Origin of the sequence: Actinosynnema sp. NPDC091369 (assembly GCF_044757065.1) — a bacterium.
Classification (GTDB): domain Bacteria; phylum Actinomycetota; class Actinomycetes; order Mycobacteriales; family Pseudonocardiaceae; genus Actinosynnema.
Map to the genome: position 1 here is coordinate 397,019 of NZ_JBIVUG010000006.1, position 15,413 is coordinate 412,431.

General features: G+C 71.9%; 18 protein-coding genes. 3 read left to right on the forward strand and 15 right to left on the reverse strand.

Translation table 11 applies throughout. From position 1 onward, the window contains the following. Position 1: 1 nt before the first annotated feature. The 10 genes from octT to ACIQMJ_RS25155 all read right to left on the reverse strand — a co-directional run bounded on the left by octT (position 2) and on the right by ACIQMJ_RS25155 (position 7,408). Positions 2-733: a diglucosylglycerate octanoyltransferase gene (gene octT, locus ACIQMJ_RS25110; protein ID WP_499763423.1), complete on the reverse strand. Its 732-nt coding sequence runs from the start codon at positions 731-733 to the stop codon at positions 2-4. Then, positions 730-1,344, reverse strand: coding sequence for a histidine phosphatase family protein (locus ACIQMJ_RS25115; RefSeq protein ID WP_499763424.1), 615 nt, complete (start codon positions 1,342-1,344; stop codon positions 730-732). Before ACIQMJ_RS25115 ends, octT begins: the two co-directional genes overlap by 4 nt. Beyond that, a complete protein-coding gene (gene rsfS, locus ACIQMJ_RS25120; RefSeq protein WP_073889589.1) occupies positions 1,341-1,727 on the reverse strand; it encodes a ribosome silencing factor in 387 nt (128 codons plus the stop codon). Before rsfS ends, ACIQMJ_RS25115 begins: the two co-directional genes overlap by 4 nt. 69 nt (positions 1,728-1,796) lie before the next feature. After that, entirely contained in the window at positions 1,797-2,390 is a 594-nt protein-coding gene (gene nadD, locus ACIQMJ_RS25125) for a nicotinate-nucleotide adenylyltransferase (protein ID WP_499763425.1), read from the reverse strand. 197 nt (positions 2,391-2,587) lie between these two features. After that, positions 2,588-2,809 carry a ferredoxin gene (locus ACIQMJ_RS25130; RefSeq protein WP_499763426.1) on the reverse strand — a complete coding sequence of 74 codons (222 nt, stop codon included), beginning with the start codon at positions 2,807-2,809 and terminating at the stop codon, positions 2,588-2,590. A gap of 4 nt (positions 2,810-2,813) precedes the next feature. Then, entirely contained in the window at positions 2,814-3,998 is a 1,185-nt protein-coding gene (locus ACIQMJ_RS25135) for a cytochrome P450 (protein WP_499763427.1), read from the reverse strand. A 117-nt stretch (positions 3,999-4,115) separates the two neighbouring features. After that, on the reverse strand, positions 4,116-4,337 hold the full coding sequence (locus ACIQMJ_RS25140; RefSeq protein WP_499763428.1) for a ferredoxin: 222 nt from the start codon (positions 4,335-4,337) through the stop codon (positions 4,116-4,118). Between the two features lie 4 nt (positions 4,338-4,341). Next, the gene (locus ACIQMJ_RS25145) at positions 4,342-5,547 is read right to left on the reverse strand and encodes a cytochrome P450 (RefSeq protein WP_499763429.1); all 1,206 of its coding nucleotides are present in this window, start codon (positions 5,545-5,547) and stop codon (positions 4,342-4,344) included. Positions 5,548-5,585: 38 nt separating this feature from the next. Then, positions 5,586-6,146, reverse strand: a complete 561-nt coding sequence (locus tag ACIQMJ_RS25150) for a TetR/AcrR family transcriptional regulator (RefSeq protein WP_499763430.1) — start codon at positions 6,144-6,146, stop codon at positions 5,586-5,588. After that, the gene (locus ACIQMJ_RS25155; protein ID WP_499763431.1) at positions 6,143-7,408 is read right to left on the reverse strand and encodes a glutamate-5-semialdehyde dehydrogenase; all 1,266 of its coding nucleotides are present in this window, start codon (positions 7,406-7,408) and stop codon (positions 6,143-6,145) included. The genes ACIQMJ_RS25150 and ACIQMJ_RS25155 overlap by 4 nt, the downstream gene beginning before the upstream one ends. 141 nt (positions 7,409-7,549) lie before the next feature. On the opposite strand from ACIQMJ_RS25155, the gene ACIQMJ_RS25160 reads away from it, so the two are divergent. The 3 genes from ACIQMJ_RS25160 to ACIQMJ_RS25170 all read left to right on the forward strand — a co-directional run bounded on the left by ACIQMJ_RS25160 (position 7,550) and on the right by ACIQMJ_RS25170 (position 11,810). Further along, positions 7,550-9,628, forward strand: a complete 2,079-nt coding sequence (locus ACIQMJ_RS25160; protein WP_499763432.1) for a RecQ family ATP-dependent DNA helicase — start codon at positions 7,550-7,552, stop codon at positions 9,626-9,628. Between the two features lie 22 nt (positions 9,629-9,650). Further along, the gene (locus ACIQMJ_RS25165) at positions 9,651-10,184 is read left to right on the forward strand and encodes a GNAT family N-acetyltransferase (RefSeq protein WP_499763433.1); all 534 of its coding nucleotides are present in this window, start codon (positions 9,651-9,653) and stop codon (positions 10,182-10,184) included. A gap of 354 nt (positions 10,185-10,538) precedes the next feature. Next, positions 10,539-11,810, forward strand: coding sequence for an MFS transporter (locus ACIQMJ_RS25170; protein ID WP_499763434.1), 1,272 nt, complete (start codon positions 10,539-10,541; stop codon positions 11,808-11,810). Here ACIQMJ_RS25170 and ACIQMJ_RS25175 read toward each other — a convergent pair. The 5 genes from ACIQMJ_RS25175 to rplU all read right to left on the reverse strand — a co-directional run bounded on the left by ACIQMJ_RS25175 (position 11,807) and on the right by rplU (position 15,330). Further along, complete coding sequence (locus tag ACIQMJ_RS25175) at positions 11,807-12,019, reverse strand: winged helix DNA-binding protein (protein ID WP_499763435.1); 213 nt, start codon at positions 12,017-12,019, stop codon at positions 11,807-11,809. The genes ACIQMJ_RS25170 and ACIQMJ_RS25175 overlap by 4 nt on opposite strands. A gap of 35 nt (positions 12,020-12,054) precedes the next feature. Then, entirely contained in the window at positions 12,055-13,185 is a 1,131-nt protein-coding gene (gene proB / locus ACIQMJ_RS25180) for a glutamate 5-kinase (protein WP_499763436.1), read from the reverse strand. Further along, positions 13,182-14,642: a GTPase ObgE gene (obgE, locus tag ACIQMJ_RS25185; protein ID WP_499763437.1), complete on the reverse strand. Its 1,461-nt coding sequence runs from the start codon at positions 14,640-14,642 to the stop codon at positions 13,182-13,184. The genes proB and obgE overlap by 4 nt, the downstream gene beginning before the upstream one ends. Before the next feature lie 95 nt (positions 14,643-14,737). Beyond that, positions 14,738-15,001, reverse strand: a complete 264-nt coding sequence (gene rpmA / locus ACIQMJ_RS25190) for a 50S ribosomal protein L27 (RefSeq protein ID WP_073889563.1) — start codon at positions 14,999-15,001, stop codon at positions 14,738-14,740. Between the two features lie 14 nt (positions 15,002-15,015). Beyond that, on the reverse strand, positions 15,016-15,330 hold the full coding sequence (rplU, locus tag ACIQMJ_RS25195) for a 50S ribosomal protein L21 (RefSeq protein WP_499763438.1): 315 nt from the start codon (positions 15,328-15,330) through the stop codon (positions 15,016-15,018). Positions 15,331-15,413 lie beyond the last annotated feature (83 nt).

The following is a 15,413-nucleotide window of genomic DNA, read 5'->3' on the forward strand; positions in this document are numbered from 1 at the left end:
ACTACGGCTCCGCCGCACCCGAGTGGCCGACCGCCACGGACCTGATCAGTTCCGCCATGGCCCGCCCGACCAGCTCGTGCCCTTCCCAACCCCAGTGCATGCCGTCGGGGTTGCCGCGCCGTGACCGAACGTGGTCGCCCACCAGCGGCGGCACGTCCAGCAGCGGCACGTCCACCCCGGCGGCCCACGAACGCAGCGCGCGCTCCGCCGCCGCACGCCCACTGTGAACACCGGCATAAGCAGCCGAGCAGTGCACCGAGGGAGTCATCCCGACCACCTTGATACCCGGCGCGAGCGCACGCACAGCACGCACCGAGTCGTCCAGGTAACGCACCGTCAACCGGGACGGCAACGCCACCGGGTACCCGCAGAACGCCCGTGAGAGCACCGGCTGCAACGTCCGGTACCCCGCCCGCGCCCGCCGCCGCAACCCGTCGGGCCGCAGGTAGCGCAACCCTTGCCGCAGGTAGGTCGGCAGCGGCGACGGCAGCGTGTCCATGTGCCCCACTGCCAGCACCACCACGTCGGTGCGCGGCAGCAACGACCACACCCTGGGGTCGCCGGTCAACGACCACCAGGCGTCACGGGCCGTCCAGCCGAACCCCGCCGCCAGCTCCGCGTGCCCGCCCAACGCCGACGCCGCCACGTTCGGCCACAACCGGGGGTTGTCGGCCGGCAACGGCCCCTGAGGACCGTGGAACGAGAGCGAATCGCCGAGGACGAGCAGTCTCACCGGGTGATTCCGGCGTTGTACGACGACAGCCGCCACCGGCCGTCGCCCTGCGGCCGGCGGGTGAACACCGTCCAGTGGCAGTTGCCGATGCCGCCCAGCAGCGCCCACCGGTCGACCGGCAGGTCCAGCAGACGCCCGGTCAGCGCGCTGATCAGGCCGCCGTGCGCACACAGCATGACCGTGCCGGTGAACTCCTCGTCCACCTCGGCCACCACGGCGAGCGCGCGCTCGGCGACCTCCACGCGCGTCTCGCCGTCCGGAGGCGCCAGGGTGCCGTCCACGCGCCACAGGTCCAGCGCGCCCGGCCACTCCACCTCGATCTCGGTCGAGGTCAGCCCCTGCCACTTGCCCAGGTGCGTCTCCCGCAGCCGTTCGTCGATGCGCAGGTCGACCCCGGTCGCATCGGTGAACACGGTCGCGGTGTCCCGGGCGCGGTGCAGGTCGGAGGCCACCACCAGCTCGGGCTCGAACCCGGCGAGCACCGGCACCGCGAACCGGGCCTGGTTCCACCCGGTCTCGGTCAGCGACGAGTCCAGGTGGCCCTGCATGCGGCCGGTCGCGTTGTAGTCGGTCTCACCGTGCCGCCACAGCACGAGCCGGTTCAGGGTCATGCCTCGGCGACCTCGTCGGCCGGGGGTCCGGCGTCGAACTCGATGCGCGGGCAGTCCTTCCACAGCCGCTCCAGGCCGTAGAAGGTGCGCTCCTCGACGTGCTGGACGTGCACGACCACGTCCACGAAGTCCAGCAGGACCCAACGACCCTCGCGCGCGCCCTCACGGCGGACCGGCTTGCGCCCGGCCTCGCGCAACTTCTCCTCAACGTTGTCCACGATCGCGCCGACCTGCCGCTCGTTCGGAGCGGAGGCGATCACGAAGCAGTCCGTGATCACCAGTTGGTCGGACACGTCGAGCACGATCACGTCGTGCGCTTTCTTGTCGGCTGCCGCGTTAGCGGCGACCAGCGCCAACCGTCGTGCCTCGTCGGTGGCTGCCACGTCACTCCTCATCACACCGGCGGGCGCCGTTACGCCCGCACGAGTCAATGAGGGTACCGGCGTCCGGGCTCAGTCCGGCATCGAGTAAAGCCGGCGCTTGCTGATGTACTGAACGACACCATCCGGCACGAGGTACCAGACGGGCAGTCCGGAGGCCGTCCGGTCGCGCACGGCGGTCGATGAAATGGCCATCGCCGGCACCTCTACCAGCGACACCGCGCCCGGAGGCAGGTGCGTGTCGACCAGCTCATAACCCGGTCGGGTGACGCCGATGAAGTGCGCGAGGCTGAACACGTCGTCCGCCCGCCGCCACGACAGGATCTGCTCCAGCGCGTCCGCGCCGGTGATGAAGAACAGGTCGGCGTCCGGGTGGGTGGCCTTGAGGTCGGTGAGGGTGTCGACGGTGTACGTCGGCCCCGGCCGGTCGATGTCGACCCGGCTGACCGAGAACCGGGGGTTGGAGGCGGTGGCGATGACCGTCATCAGGTAGCGGTCCTCGGCGGCGCTGACCTCGCGCTCGCTCTTCTGCCACGGCTGGCCGGTGGGCACGAACACGACTTCGTCCAGCTCGAAGCGGGCCTGGACCTCGCTCGCAGCCACCAGGTGGCCGTGGTGCACCGGGTCGAAGGTGCCACCCATGACGCCGATCCGCCGGTTCGACATGGGACGTGAGCCTAGTTCGGGTGGTGCGCGGGCGGCCGGTCGCTCCCCGAAAGGCCGCCCGCGCACTCGTCTCCCCGTCGCGGCCCTGGGGGAGTGGGCCGCATCCGCGGATCGCGCGACCCCACCCCGATCCCAGGGCCGCACAGAGGAGGAACGCGCACGTCACGCGGCCATGACGCGATTGGCGAAACTATTTTCTACAGCTGCGGCGCGAGCACCGAGCCGTCGGCCGAACGCACCAGGATCGCCTCCATCGGGCACGACTCGGCGGCGTCGATCACCGCGTCGTCCGGGTCGACGTCCGCCTTGACGGGCGTCGACGTGCCGCCTTCGAGCTGGAAATGGCCCGGGGCGATCGACGTGCACATGCCGGTGCCGAGGCACGCGCCCCGGTCGACCTCGACGGTCCACTCGCTCATCGGTCTACCACCTCACCAGTAGGCGTTCGGGGCCTCGCACCAGTCTGCCCTTCTTGAACACCACGTCCTCGGCCAACTCCAGGCGCGGGAACCTGGTGAGCAAGGTCGAGATGGACACCTGCAACTCCATCCTCGCCAAGGGCGCGCCGATGCAGTGGTGCACGCCGTGGCCGAACGCGAAGTGCGGGTTGTGCGGCCGGTGGAAGTCCAGCTCGTGCGGGTTCGGGAACACGGCCGGGTCGCGGTTGGCCACCAGACCGTCCACGAACACCGCCTCACCTGCGCGGATGGTCACCCCGGACAGCTCGACGTCGGCCGTGGCGATGCGGGGGAAGCCGGGCGCTCCGGACAGCTTCGTGATCCGCAGCAGCTCCTCCACCGCGGCGGGCACCAGCGACGGGTCGGCGCGCAGCTCGGCCAGCCGGTCCGGGTGGGTGAGCAGCTGGTGGACGAAGTTGCCGATCTCGCTGCCGGTCGTCTCGTGGCCCGCGATGAGCAGCGTGACGCCGAACGACACCAGCTCCTCCTCGGTGAGCCGGTCGTCGTTGTCGTGCGCGTGCACCAGCACCGTGAGCATGTCGTCGGCCGGGTTCCTGCGCTTGTCCTCGACCAGGTCGCGGATGTAGGCGCGCAGCGACGCCGCGGCGGCCTCGATCTCGGGCACGGTGAACGCGGTGATCGCGACCGCCGCGTCCGACCACTCGCGGAACTGCGCCCGGTCCGGCGCGGGCACGCCCAGCATCTCGCTGATGAGCGTGATGGCCACCGGCATGGCCAGCGCGTCCACCAGGTCGGCGGGCGGACCCTGCTCCTCCATCGCGTCCAGCAGGCCGTCCACGATCTCCTGGGCGCGCTCGCGCAGCTGCCCGGTGCGACGGGCGGTGAACGCCTTGGCCAGGATCCGGCGCAGCCGCGTGTGCTCCGGCGGGTCCATGCTCAGGATGGTGGTGATGCCCGGCACCTCGGGCATGGTCCGGGGCGGGTCGTAGTCGGCGTCCATCACCGGCGCGCGGCTGAACCTCGGGTCGGCCAGCACGACCTTCGCGTCGGCGTAGCGGGTCGCGAGCCAAGCCTCGCGGCCGTACGGCAGCCGCACCCTGGCCACCGGCTCGTCCCGTTGCAGCTCCAGGTAGGTCTCGTGCACGTCGAGGTCGTCGGGCTCGGGGAACGGGTACGGCCTGACCTGCATCGACACTCCCCCTGCCGGTGATCGTCACCACCGACAGTAGGCACCCGCCCCGGCCCGCGGGACGTGCTCCGCAACGCCGCTACGGCTTTCACCGGCGGCGCTGCGGAGCGGTCGTCGCTACAGCTGCGGCGCGAGCACCGAGCCGTCCGCCGAACGCACCAGGATCGCCTCCATCGGGCACGACTCCGCCGCGTCGACGACCGCCTCGTCCGGCTCGACGTCCGCCTTGACCGGCGTGGACGTGCCACCGTCGAGGCGGAAGTGGTCCGGCGCGATCGAGGTGCACATCCCGGTGCCCATGCACGCGCCGCGGTCGACCGAGATCGTCCACTCGCTCATCGGGTCACCACCTGACCGGCAGGGCCTGCGGACCGCGGATGAGCCGGCCCTTCTTGAACGTCACGTCGCCGTCCAGCCGCAGCTCCGGGAACCGCTGGAGCAGCGTGCCGATGGCCACTTGCAGCTCCATCCGGGCCAGGGGCGCGCCGATGCAGTGGTGCGCGCCGTGGCCGAACATGATGTGCGGGTTGTGCTCGCGGTGGAAGTCCACCTCGTGCGGGTTGGCGAACACCTCGGGGTCGCGGTTCGCCGTCACGTTGTTGACGAACACCGCCTCGCCCGGCTTGATCGTCACCCCGGACAGCTCCACCTCGGCGGTCGCGATCCGGGGGAAGCCCGCCGAGCCGCCCAGCGCGGTGAACCGCAGCAGCTCCTCGATCGCGGCGGGCACCAGCGACGGGTCGGCCCGCAGCTCGGCCAGCCGGTCCGGCATGCGCAGCAGCTGGAAGGCGAAGTTGCCGATCTGGTTCGCGGTGGTCTCGTGGCCCGCCACCAGCAGCGTCACCCCGAACGAGACCAGCTCCTCCTCGCTGAGCCGGTCTTCGTTGTCGCGGGCCGCGATGAGCACGGACAGCATGTCGTCGGCCGGTTCGGCGCGCTTGCGGGCGACCAGCTCGCCGATGTAGCCGCGCAGCGCCTCGTTGGCCTTGAGGATCTCCTCGTGGGTGAACGCGGTGATCGCCACCGCCGCCTCCGACCAGGCGCGGAACTGGCTCCGGTCGTCGAACGGCACGCCCAGCATCTCGCAGATGATCGTGATGGGCAGCGGCATGGCCAGCGCCTCGACCAGGTCGGCGGGCGGGCCCTGCTCCTCCATCGCGTCCAGCAGGCCGTCCACGATCTGCTGGGCGCGCTCGCGCAGCTGCTCGGTGCGCCGCGCGGTGAACCCCTTCGCGACCAGTTTGCGCAGCCGCGTGTGGTCCGGCGGGTCCATGCTCAGGATGTTCGTCTCGGTCGGCATCGTCGGCAGCGTGCGCGGCACGTCGGCGCCCGGCTCCATCACGGCCGCGCGGCTGAACCTCGGGTCCGCCAGGACGGTCTTGACGTCCTCGTACCGGGTGGCCAGCCACCCCTCGCCGCCGTAGGGCAGCCGCACCCGGGCCACCGGCTCGTCCCGCTGCAGCTCGAAGTACGTCGGGTTGATCTGCAAGTGGTCGAGCTCGGCGAACGGATAAGCCCTGGTCTCCATCTTCCACCCCCATGTAAGCATTCGCTTACATCCGACAGTAGGCAGAAGGTTACGGACCGTCAACCAGGATCGGTGTGCTCCAGCAGGACGGACGAAGCCCGGGTCACGAGGGCCGCCACGGTGGCCGCGTCCGCGTCGGCCAAGGGCTGCTTGCCGAACAAGCTGCGCAGCACGCCGATGCCCACCACCCACGCCAGCACGAGGTCCGCACGCAGCTCCGCGTCCTCAGCGTCCGTAAGGGACGACAGAGCGCGCGCGTACTCCTCCCCCAGTTGCCGCCGCACGACCTCCGCCGCCGAGTCGTGGTGGGACGACCGCAGCACCGCGTACAACGGGTGGTCCTCGGGCCTCGGCTTGTCCTCCATCATCCGCAGCAGCACGTTGCGCAGCAGGTGCTCGGCGGGCGAGTCCTCCAGCAGCTCACGGCTCTGCGTGGCGAGCACGGTCGCGAACAGGGCGTCCTTGCTGCCGTAGTAGCGGAACAGCAGGGCCTGGTTCACGCCCGCGAGGCGCGCGATGTCGCGCACCGTGGTGCGGTCGAACCCGCGCTCGCCGAACAGTTTCGTCGCGGCGTCCAGCAACGCCGCCTTGGTCGCGGCGGCGTCCCTGGGCCTGCTCACGACGTCGGCCGGACGTGCCCCTCGCCCCAGACCACCCACTTGGACGAGGTCAGCTCGGTCAGCCCCATCGGGCCGCGGGCGTGCAGCTTCTGGGTGGAGATGCCGATCTCCGCGCCCATGCCGAACTCGCCGCCGTCGGTGAACGCGGTCGAGGCGTTGACCATGACCGCCGCCGCGTCGACGCGCGCGGTGAACCGGCGCGCCGCGTTGAGGTCGCTGGTCACGATGGCCTCGGTGTGGCCGGAGCCGTGCTCGGCGATGTGCTCGATGGCCTCGTCGATCGAGCCGACCACGCGGGCGGCGATGTCCAGCGACAGGTACTCGGTGTCCCAGTCCTCGTCGGTGGCGGCCAGCACCCTCGGGTCGCGCGCGAACCGCTCGTCGCCGTGGATGGTGACGTCCTGCGCGTTCAGGGCGTCGGTGATGCGGGGCACGAACTCGTCCGCGATGTCGGCGTGCACCAGCAGCGACTCGGCCGCGTTGCACACGCTCGTGCGGCGGGTCTTGGAGTTGAGCACGATGCGCTGCGCCATGTCGAGGTCGGCGCTCGCGTCCACGTACACGTGCACGTTGCCCACGCCGGTCTCGATGGTCGGCACGGTGGCCTGCTGCACGACGGCGTTGATCAGGCCCGCGCCGCCGCGCGGGATGACCAGGTCGACCAGGCCGCGCGCGGTGATCAGGTGGGTGACCGAGGCGCGGTCGTGGCACGGCAGGAGCTGCACGGCGTCCGCGGGCAGGCCGGCGGTCTCCAGGGCGTCGCGCAGGATCGCGACCAGCGCGGTGTTGGAGTGCTCGGCGGTGGACGAGCCGCGCAGCAGGGCCGCGTTGCCGGACTTCAGCGCCAGGCCGGCCGCGTCGACGGTGACGTTCGGGCGCGCCTCGTAGACCATGCCGACCACGCCCATCGGGACGCGGACCTGCTTGAGCTCCAAGCCGTTCGGCAGGTTCGAGCCGCGCAGCACCTCGCCGATCGGGTCCGCGAGGCCGGCGACCGTCTCCAGGCCCTGGGCGACGCCGTCGATGCGCGCCTCGGTGAGCGCGAGGCGGTCCAGCAGGCCCTGGGTGAGGCCCGCGGAGCGACCGGCTTCGAGGTCCTTGGCGTTGGCTTCGAGCACCTCGGCGGCGCGGGTGCGCAGCGCGGCGGCCATCTCGTGCAGTGCGGCGTCCTTGCTCTGGCGGGTGGCGAGGACGAGCTCGTGGGCGGCGACACGGGCGCGCCGGGCCGCGGCGTGCACCTGTTCGCGCAGGTCATCAGTCACGTCGTCCAGCCTACGGTCACCCGGCCGCGGCTGTCGCCGAGGTTCCCGAGGAACGGACGGCCCGCCACGATCGGGTGAAGCTGCGGCCGGGACCGTCGCACAGGTGTCCGTCCTGTCGGGGCGGTCTGCCACTGTGTCGGCATGGACGACAGCGCGTTGCGGGAACTGGCCGAAGAGCGGCTGAGGGCTTTGGCGGGCCCTCAGGCGGTCCTGCGTGACGACCAGTGGACGGCCATCCGCGCGCTGGTGTCCGAACGGCGGCGGGCGCTGGTGGTGCAGCGCACGGGGTGGGGCAAGTCCGCCGTGTACTTCATCGCCACGGCGCTGCTGCGGTCCCTGGGCGAGGGGCCGACGGTGATCGTGTCGCCGTTGCTGGCGCTGATGCGCAACCAGGTCGACGCCGCCGCGCGGGCGGGGGTGCAGGCGGCGACGATCAACTCGGCCAACACCGACGAGTGGCAGGACGTGCAGGACCGGGTGGCGGCCGGCGAGGTGGACGTGCTGCTGGTCTCACCGGAGCGGCTGAACAACCCCGACTTCCGGGACACGGTGCTGCCGTCGTTGACCGCGTCGGCGGGGCTGCTGGTGGTGGACGAGGCGCACTGCATCTCCGACTGGGGCCACGACTTCCGGCCGGACTACCGGCGGCTGCGCACGTTGCTGACCGAGCTGCCGGCCGGCGTGCCGGTGCTCGCCACGACGGCCACGGCCAACAACCGGGTGGTGCGGGACGTGGCCGACCAGCTCGGGCTGGGCGCCGGCACGGACACGCTGGTGCTGCGCGGGCCGTTGGACCGGGAGAGCCTGCGGCTGTCGGCCGTGCGGCTGCCGACGGCGGAGGCCAGGCTGGGGTGGCTGGCCGAGCGGCTGGAGCGGCTGCCCGGCTCGGGGATCATCTACACGCTCACCGTGGCCTCGGCGGACGACGTGGCGGCGTTCCTGCGGGAACGGGGCTACGAGGTCGCGGCGTACTCGGGGCGCACCGACCCGGCCGAGCGCCAGCGCGCCGAGGAGGACCTGCTGGCGAACCGGGTCAAGGCGTTGGTGGCGACGTCGGCGCTGGGCATGGGGTTCGACAAGCCGGACCTGGGGTTCGTGGTGCACCTGGGCGCGCCGCCCTCCCCCATCGCCTACTACCAGCAGATCGGCCGTGCCGGGCGTGGCGTGGAGCGGGCCGAGGTGCTGCTGCTGCCCGGCCCGGAGGACAAGGACATCTGGGCGTACTTCGCGTCCCTGGCGTTCCCGCCGGAGCACGTGGTGCGGCAGGTGCTCGACGCGCTGCCGTCGGACCGGGCGATGTCGACGGCGGCGCTGGAGCCGGTGGTGGAGCTGTCGCGCACCCGGCTGGAAGTGGTGTTGAAGGTGCTGGACGTGGACGGCGCCGTGCGGCGGGTGCGCGGCGGGTGGGTGTCCACCGGGCAGCCGTGGTCCTACGACGCCGAGCGGTACGAGCGGATCGAGGCGGCGCGGCGGGTGGAGCGGCAGGCGGTGCTCGACTACCTGGCCACCGACGGCTGCCGCATGGAGTTCCTGTTGCGGCAGTTGGACGACCCGCACGCGGCGCCGTGCGGGCGGTGCGACAACTGCACCGGGGAGCGGCCCTCGGCAGAGGTGTCGGACGTGGCGGCGTCGGCGGCGCGGGAACGGCTGCTGCGGCCCGGGGTGGAGGTGGAGCCGCGCAAGATGTGGCCGACCGGGATGGCGGCGGCCGGCGTGTCGTTGTCCGGGAAGATCCCGCCGGGCGAGCTGGCGGCGACGGGGCGGGCGCTGGGTCGGTTGACCGACATCGGTTGGGGCAACCGGTTGCGGTCGTTGTTCGCGGGGGACGACCAGGAGATCCCCGAGGACGTGTTCGCCGCGTGCGTGAAGGTGCTGTCGGCGTGGGGGTGGGCGGAGCGGCCGGTGGGCGTGGTGACGGTCGGGTCGCGGACCAGGCCCGCGCTGGTGGGCAGTTTCGGGCGGCGGATCGCGGAGGTCGGCCGGCTGCCGCTGCTCGGGCAGGTGTGGCTGGGCGAGGCGGCGCGTCGGGCCAACAGCGCGCAGCGGCTCGCGGGGCTGGTGCGCGAGACGGACGTGCCGGACCTGTCCGGTGTGGACGGTCCGGTGCTGCTGGTGGACGACCGGGTCGACACCGGGTGGACGGTGACGGTCGCCGCGCGGCTGCTGAGGCGGGCGGGGGCGTCGGCGGTGCTGCCGTTCGCGTTGGCGGTGACGGCGTGACGGAGGAGGTGGGGGCGACGGGGTGAGACTGACGACGGAACGGTTGGTGCTGCGGCCTTTCACCGCGACCGACGCGCCGGTGCTCGCCGCGTACCGGTCGGACCCGGAGGTGGCCAGGTACCAGGGTTGGCAAGCGCCGTTCACCCTGGCGCAGGCCGAGGAGTTCGTGCGGGACGTCGCGACGGCCGACCCGACCGCGCCGGGCTGGTACCAGTTCGCGGTCGAGGCGGGCGGGGTGCTCGTCGGCGACGTCGGCGTGGGGCTGCACGAGAACCGGATGCAGGCCGACATCGGGTACACGCTCGCGGCCGGGCACCAGGGGCGCGGGTACGCGGCGGAAGCCGTGCGGCGGGTGCTGGCGTACCTGTTCGAGGTGCGCGGGCTGCACCGGGTGTCCGCCGAGTGCGACGCCCGCAACGTCCGGTCGGCACGGCTGTTGACCAGGCTCGGGTTCCGGCAGGAGGGGCACCGGGTGCAGAACACGTGGCTGAAGGGAGAGTGGACGGACGACTTGCTGTTCGGCCTGCTGGCCGCCGAGTGGCGGGCGAGGTCGTGACGGCGGTGGGCTCCGCGTTCGACACCTGATGGGTTGTGGCAGTTCGATCCGGTGTCGTTCGATCCGGCGTCGTCAGGCTTGGTGGAACGCGCGGGCGTGTGCGTTGGCGATGTCCCGGGCGGACGTATCGGGTCGAGACGTCACCGGACGGCGTCACGAGGTCGGTGGTGCAGGCCGGGTCGGGCCGGCGACCCAGTGCCGTGGGTGGGAATCCGGCGCACACCGAGGACGTGCGGCCGGCCCCGGCATCCGTACCGGTGCGGGCGGGAGTCCGCGAACGACACGGCGAGGTGCGCACGACCGGGTTCGGTGAGGGATCTACCGACTTCGGCTGCTTTGTGGTTGTGTCCACCCATGGCTGCCCTGGAGACCGAGACCCAGCACCGCCTGCCCGTCCGCAAGCTCGTCGCGGCGAGCATCGGGAACGCGATCGAGTGGTACGACTGGACCATCTACGCCACGTTCTCGATCTACTTCGCCACCCAGATCTTCCCCAAGGACAACCCGCGGCTCGCGTTGATCAACACGCTCGCGGCGTACGCGATCGCGTTCTTCTTCCGGCCGCTGGGCGGGTACCTGCTCGGGCGGTTCGCCGACCTGCGCGGGCGGCGGACGGCGATGTTGCTGACCATCATCCTGATGGCCGGTGGTTCGGTCGCCATCGGCCTGCTGCCGACCTACGCGCAGGTCGGGTGGTTGGCGCCGATCCTGCTGCTGCTGGCCCGCGTCGCACAGGGCCTGTCGCTGGGCGGTGAGGTCTCCAACGCCTCCGCCTACCTGGCGGAGATCGCACCGGCGCACCGGCGGGGGCGGTACTCGGCGTTCTTCTACATCTCCACGGGTGTCGCGGTGCTGGCCGCGTCGCTGCTCGGGTACGCGCTGGCCCGCACGCTCGACAAGGCCGAGCTGGCGTCGTACGGCTGGCGCATCCCGTTCCTGGTCGGCGGCGTGCTCGGCCTGGTCGGCCTGTGGATGCGGCGCAGCCTGGAGGAGACCGAGCAGTTCGAGCACAACAAGGCGAAGGCGCAGCAGCTCAAGCGCCCGCTGCTGCTGACGCTGCGAGAGCACCCCAAGGCGGTCGGGCGGCTCGTGGGCTTCACCATGCTGTCGACGCTGTGCTACTACACGTTCTTCAGCGCGCTGACGCCGTTCGCGGTGGCCAAGCGGGGTGCGGACGCCGGGGACGTGTTCCTCGCCCTGTCGATCGCGACGGGCCTGTTCATCCTGTTGCAGTACCCGATGGGCGCGCTGTCGGACCGGTTCGGCCGCAAGCCGCAACTGCTGGCCTGGTCGGCGGCGACGGCGGTGCTGGTGGTGCCGCTGTCCACGTTGATCGGGCCGGGCGTGGGCAACCTGCTGCTGGTGTTCTGCGTGGGGCTCGGCCTCTACACGGCCATGACGTCGATCGCACCCGCCGTGATGAGCGAGCTGTTCCCGACCGAGCTGCGCGCCCTGGGCATCGGCTCCTGGTACAACCTGACCGTGGCGCTGTTCGGCGGCACCGCACCGCTGGTGATCCAGTGGTTGCCGGGCAGCACGTTCTTCTTCTACGTCGCGGTCGGCGCGGCCGTCGCGTTCTTCGTGATCCTCTCGATGCCCGAGACGAAGGGCAGCGAGCTGCGCTAGTCCTCGGCGGTCAAGCGGGCCAGCGGCTCGCCGGGCAGGTCGCGCAGGGCGGTCAGCAGTGTCGTGCGGCGGGCCGGGCTGCGCTCGGCCAGGAAGGTGTCCTCCCCGCGCCGGATCGCGGCACGGGCGGCGCGCACTCGCTTGCGGCCCTCCGCAGTCGGTTCGATGATGCGCGCCCGGCGGTCGTCCGGGTCCGGCCGCCGGGACACCAGCCCTTCGGCCTCCCCGTCGTCGATGATCGCGCCTAAGCCCGCAGCGGCACCAGGTCGTCGGCGTGCACGACCTCTCGACGCTGCTCGGCCGGGAGGTCGCTGGTCTTGCGGCCGATCAGCGAGGGCAGCTCGGCCGCGTCGAACCCGACCACGCCGCGCGCCACCACGTGCCCGGACAGGTCGACCAGCTCCACGACGTCGCCGGCCTCGAACGCGCCCTCGACACCCGTGATGCCCGCCGCCAGCAACGACCGCCGCCGACCCACGACCGCGGCCACCGCGCCGTCGTCCAGCACCAGCCTGCCGGTCGCGTCGGCCGCGTGCCCGAGCCAGAACCGGCGCGCGGACAACCGCGGACCGGTCACCGCGAACGCCGTGCCGACGTCCGCCGTGCTCAACGCCCGCGCCGCGTCCGCCGCACCCGCCAGCAGCACGGGGATGCCCGCCGACGCCGCCAACCGGGCCGCGGCCAGCTTCGACGCCATGCCACCGGTGCCCAGCCCCGACGAGCCGACCGACCCCGCCCGCACACCGTCCACATCGGACGCGCCGGCCACCTCGGTGACGCGTTGCGCGCCCGGCCGGCGCGGATCGCCGTCGTAGAGCGCGTCCACGTCGGAGAGCAGGAACAACGCGTCCGCGCCGACCAGGTGCGCCACCAGCGCGGCCAACCGGTCGTTGTCGCCGAACCGGATCTCCTCGGTGGCCACCGTGTCGTTCTCGTTCACCACGGGCACCGCGCCCAGCGCCAGCAACCGGGAGAACGTGCGCTGCGCGTTGCGGTAGTGCGACCGCCGCACCACGTCGTCCGCGGTCAGCAGCACCTGCCCGACCGTCAGCGAGAACCGCCCGAACGAGTGCGCGTACGCGTGCGCCAATGCCAACTGCCCCACGCTCGCCGCCGCCTGCTGCGTGGCCAGGTCACGGGGCCGCCGCGTCACGCCCAGTGGCGCGAGACCGGCCGCGATGGCGCCTGACGACACCAGCACCACCTGGCTGCCCGCCGCGCACCGCGCCGCGACCGCGTCCACCAGCGCGTCCAGCCGCGACCGGTCCAGCCCGCCCGCGGCGGTGGTCAACGACGAGGACCCGACCTTCACCACGACCCGGGATGCCGCGGACACCGCCTGCCGGGCCGGCGACGCCGACACCGAACCGATCACTCGTCGTCGTCCTCTTCGAACTCGTCGTCGTACGTGCCGGGGATGCGGCGGGCCTTCTTCGCGGCCAACCGCTCCGACGCGCCGACGCGGTTGTTCGCCTCGAGCCGCACGTCCGTGCCGCGACCGCTCATGGTCATCGCGATGCCCGAGGGCGTCGACGGCTCCCAGTCGAACACCAGGTCGCCGATCGTGACCTGACAGCCCGGCTGGGCGCCCTTCTTGACCAGCGCGTCCTCGACGCCAAGGCGGGCGAGCCGGTCGGCCAGGTAGCCGACGGCCTCGTCGTTGTTGAAGTCGGTCTGCCGGATCCACCGCTCGGGCCGCTCGCCGCGCACGATGAAGCCGCCCTCGGTCTGCGGGTCCTCCACCACGGTGAAGCCCTGGTCGTCCACGGCCCTGGGCCGCAGCACGATCCGGGTCGACTCCTGCTTCGGCTTCGCCGCCCGGTACTCCTCCACCACGCGCGCCAGCGCGAACGTCAGCTCGCGCAGCCCTTCACGGCTGGCGGTGGACACCTCGAACACCGGCAGGCCGCGTGCCTCGATGTCCGGGCGCACCAGCTCGGCCAGGTCGCGGGCCTCCGGAATGTCGATCTTGTTCAGCACCACGACGCGCGGCCGTTCGGCCAGGTCGTCGGCCAGGGAGGGGGTGTACTTGGCCAGCTCCTCCTCCAGCGCGTCGATGTCCGACAGCGGGTCGCGGTCCGGCTCGTACGTGGCGCAGTCCACGACGTGCACCAGCACCGCGCAGCGCTCGATGTGCCGCAGGAAGTCCAGGCCGAGGCCCTTGCCCTCGGACGCGCCGGGGATCAGGCCCGGCACGTCGGCCATGGTGAAGATGGTCTCGCCGCCGGTGATCACGCCCAGGTTGGGCACCAGCGTGGTGAACGGGTAGTCGGCGATCTTCGGCTTGGCCGCGGACAGCACCGAGATCAGCGACGACTTGCCCGCCGACGGGAACCCCAGCAGGCCGACGTCGGCGACGGACTTCAGCTCCAGCACGAGGTCGTGCTGCTCGCCCGGCTCGCCCAGCAGCGCGAACCCGGGGGCCTTGCGCGCCTTGGACGCCAGCGAGGCGTTGCCGAGACCGCCGCGACCGCCCTGGGCCGCGATCAGCCGGGTGCCCTCGCCGACGAGGTCCGCGAGCACCTCGCCGTCCGGCGTCATCACGACCGTGCCGTCGGGCACGCGCAGTTCGAGGTCGGCGCCGTTCGCACCGTCGCGGTTGCCGCCCTGGCCGCCCTTGCCGCTGCCGGCGGCGGCGTTGGGGCGGAAGTGGAAGTCCAGGAGCGTGTGGACCTGGGAGTCGACGACCAGCACGACGTCGCCACCCTTGCCACCGTTGCCGCCGTCCGGGCCGCCCAGCGGCTTGAACTTCTCGCGGTGCACGGAGGCGACCCCGTTGCCCCCGTCCCCTGCGGCGACGTGGATGACGACCCGGTCGACAAAGCGGGACACGGGGATTTCCTCTCTAGCAGAAGCAACGAGGGGCGGGAGCCGGAATGCACCGGTCCCGCCCCTCGTCGGAGGTCGTTCCGTCTCGCCCGAGCTGCTTAGGCAGCAGCCTCGACCGGGACGATGTTCACGGTCTTGCGACCGCGCTTGGTGCCGAACTCGACCGCACCGGGCGCCAACGCGAACAGCGTGTCGTCCTTGCCGCGGCCGACGTTGACGCCGGGGTGGAACTTGGTGCCGCGCTGGCGGATCAGGATCTCGCCGGCCTTGACGACCTGACCGCCGAACCGCTTGACCCCGAGGTACTGGGGGTTCGAGTCACGGCCGTTGCGGGAGCTGGACGCACCCTTCTTGTGTGCCATGGCTAGTCAGATCCTCACTTACCGGTGATGCCGGTGACCTCGACGCGGGTCAACTTCTGGCGGTGACCCTGGCGCTTGTGGTAGCCGGTCTTGTTCTTGAACTTGTGGATGCGGATCTTGGGACCCTTGGTCTGCTCGACGACCTTGCCGGTCACCGCGAACTTCGCCAGCGCGTCGGCGTCGGAAGTGACGTCGGAGCCGTCCACAACGAGGAGCGGCGCCGCGAAGGTGATCTCGGTGTCCGGCTCGCCTTCGAGCTTCTCGACCTCGATGACGTCGCCGACAGCCACCTTGTACTGCTTGCCGCCGGTCTTGACGATCGCGTACATCGGGACGGAAGTCTCCTGCTACTCGACGGGACGGGATCGCGCGCGCCTCGGCTGCACTGCTAACGAGCGAGCTGGGCTTCACG

Excerpts from the sequence above, each read along its gene's own strand:
- ACIQMJ_RS25115 (WP_499763424.1), bottom strand. The coding sequence starts at position 1,344 with ATGACCCTGAACCGGCTCGTGCTGTGGCGGCACGGTGAGACCGACTAC.
- nadD (WP_499763425.1), bottom strand. The coding sequence starts at position 2,390 with ATGTCGAACCGGCGGATCGGCGTCATGGGTGGCACCTTCGACCCGGTG.
- ACIQMJ_RS25130 (WP_499763426.1), bottom strand. The coding sequence starts at position 2,809 with ATGAGCGAGTGGACCGTCGAGGTCGACCGGGGCGCGTGCCTCGGCACC.
- ACIQMJ_RS25135 (WP_499763427.1), bottom strand. The coding sequence starts at position 3,998 with ATGCAGGTCAGGCCGTACCCGTTCCCCGAGCCCGACGACCTCGACGTG.
- ACIQMJ_RS25140 (WP_499763428.1), bottom strand. The coding sequence starts at position 4,337 with ATGAGCGAGTGGACGATCTCGGTCGACCGCGGCGCGTGCATGGGCACC.
- ACIQMJ_RS25145 (WP_499763429.1), bottom strand. The coding sequence starts at position 5,547 with ATGCTTACATGGGGGTGGAAGATGGAGACCAGGGCTTATCCGTTCGCC.
- ACIQMJ_RS25160 (WP_499763432.1), top strand. The coding sequence starts at position 7,550 with ATGGACGACAGCGCGTTGCGGGAACTGGCCGAAGAGCGGCTGAGGGCT.
- ACIQMJ_RS25170 (WP_499763434.1), top strand. The coding sequence starts at position 10,539 with ATGGCTGCCCTGGAGACCGAGACCCAGCACCGCCTGCCCGTCCGCAAG.
- rpmA (WP_073889563.1), bottom strand. The coding sequence starts at position 15,001 with ATGGCACACAAGAAGGGTGCGTCCAGCTCCCGCAACGGCCGTGACTCG.
- rplU (WP_499763438.1), bottom strand. The coding sequence starts at position 15,330 with ATGTACGCGATCGTCAAGACCGGCGGCAAGCAGTACAAGGTGGCTGTC.